Annotated in this window: 2 protein-coding genes; one reads left to right on the top strand and one right to left on the bottom strand. The window is 57.4% G+C overall.

The window, feature by feature from the left end; all coding sequences use genetic code 11:
- The coding region (gene smpB / locus AB4043_RS24045) for an SsrA-binding protein SmpB (protein ID WP_442308322.1) at window positions 1–422 on the bottom strand (422 nt) is incomplete at its 3' end.
- 169 nt (window positions 423–591) lie between these two features.
- On the opposite strand from smpB, the gene AB4043_RS24040 reads away from it, so the two are divergent.
- Window positions 592–1,924, top strand: a 1,333-nt coding sequence (locus AB4043_RS24040; protein ID WP_442308321.1) for a secretin N-terminal domain-containing protein, incomplete at its 3' end; no start/stop codon positions are given.

The raw sequence follows: 1,924 nt of genomic DNA, 5'->3' as shown, positions 1-1,924 counted from the left end.
CATTTCACGAGCCCATGTCTGAAATAAAGGCGCGTCGGAATAAGCGTAAAGCCCTTCTGTGTCGTCTTACTTACTAGCTTGCGAATCTCCTCCTTGTGCAGCAGCAGCTTGCGGGTCCGCAGCGAATCATGATTCATGGCATTGCCATGAGAGAAGGGACCGATGTGCGCGTTAAGGAGGTAGATTTCTCCGTCTTTTACCAGACCGTAGGCATCTTTCAGGTTGGCCTTGCCTTCGCGGACGGATTTGACCTCAGTACCGCGCAGGGCAACACCGGCCTCAAAACGGTCGGTCAGGAAATAATTGTGGCTGGCAGCGCGATTCTGCGCGGCGTCCCGCTCTCCCGTCGCCACGGGATCACGCGGACGCGTGGGACGCGCCTTAACAGCTCCGGGAACGGGTTGGCTTACAGAACGGGCCATCTGGACGTTTGATGTTAACACGCGGCAAAAGATTCCAACTCTGCCATGTCTTCGGCGGCCAGCCTCAGGGGCAGTGTCGGCGTCTAAGAGAAACGGAATGCTATACTTTCGCCATCAGCAAGCGGGGAGCGGTCCGATTTCACCCACATATTTGAGCCTCTATAGAAACATGGATCGCAGCTTCACGTCCCTTCGCAATGCAGCCTTCGTCGTCACCATTCTCGCCGCCACCGGCGTGGCAGCGCATGCCCAGTCTGCCGGCTCGTTTTATAAACGAGGGCAGCAGGCCGAGGAACGGCAAGACTACGACGCGGCATATGAGGCATATCGCCAGGCCCTCGCAAAGAAGCCAAGAGATATCCGCTACAAGGTGAAGACGGAACGCCTGCGGTTTGAGGCGGCAACGGCACATGTAGATCGCGGACGCCTTGTGCGGCAGGGAGGCGACCTCGGCGGAGCTCTTACTGAGTTCACGCGTGCGCTGCAGATCGATCCTGCGAACCAGACTGCACAGCAGGAGCTGGACATCACTCAGAAGATGGCGGCTGCTCCTCCGACACAGCAACAGCAGTCGTTGGAGAGCGGAATTCTGGCCACTCAGGCTGAGATCGCCGGCCTGGGCGGGCCGGTCTCTCTCAAGCCCATCTCGAATGACCCCATCACGCTTCGCATGGTGGAAGACACGAAGAATATCTATCAGGCCATCGGCAAGGCCGCGGGCCTGAATGTGCTGTTTGATCCGGCCTATACCTCCACGCGTATCCCTGTGGAATTGAATAATGTGTCACTGTATGACGCCCTGCGCATTGTGGGCGCCATCTCCGGTACCTTCTGGAAGCCGGTGACAGAAAACACCATCCTGGTGGCGCAGAACACCCGTAATAAGCGTCAGGATCTGGACGAGATGGCGGTCCAGACCTTTTATCTGACCAATGCCACCCAAACTGCCGACACCAACGAAATTGTCACTGCGCTGCGCAACGTCTTCGGGACCRGGCAGAACGTCGGCGTCTTCGCCATTCCCAGCCAGAACGCGGTCGTGATGCGGGCTACGCCAGACCAGCTTCTGTTGGCGCAGAAGCTTCTGAACGATCTCGATCGCACCAAGCCGGAGGTCGTGGTCGATGTAGCCGTACTCGAAGTGAACCGCGAGAAGGTTCGTAATCTGGGTATTACGCTTCCGCAGTCCTTTGCAGTCACCCCTGTTGCGTCGAATACTTCCAATACCAGTTCATCGAGCTCCAGTTCGAGTTCGAACTCCAGTTCCTCCTCTTCGAACAGCAACAGCAGCCTCACGCTTAATCAGTTGGCCCACCTCAATGGGAACAACTTCAACGTGGCTATCGGAACCGGCACGGTGAATGCGCTGCTTACGGACAGTGACACGCGCATTCTGCAGAACCCTCGCATTCGCGCCACCGATGGACAAAAGGCTACGCTGAAGATCGGTTCCAAGATTCCTATCGCGACCGGATCCTTTGCTTCCGGTACGACGACCGCGG

It is taken from the genome of Terriglobus sp. YAF25, from assembly GCF_052113305.1.
Lineage (GTDB): Bacteria > Acidobacteriota > Terriglobia > Terriglobales > Acidobacteriaceae > Terriglobus.
The sequence above is the reverse complement of the archived record's forward strand: the minus strand, read 5'-3'. Positions and strand labels throughout refer to the sequence as shown.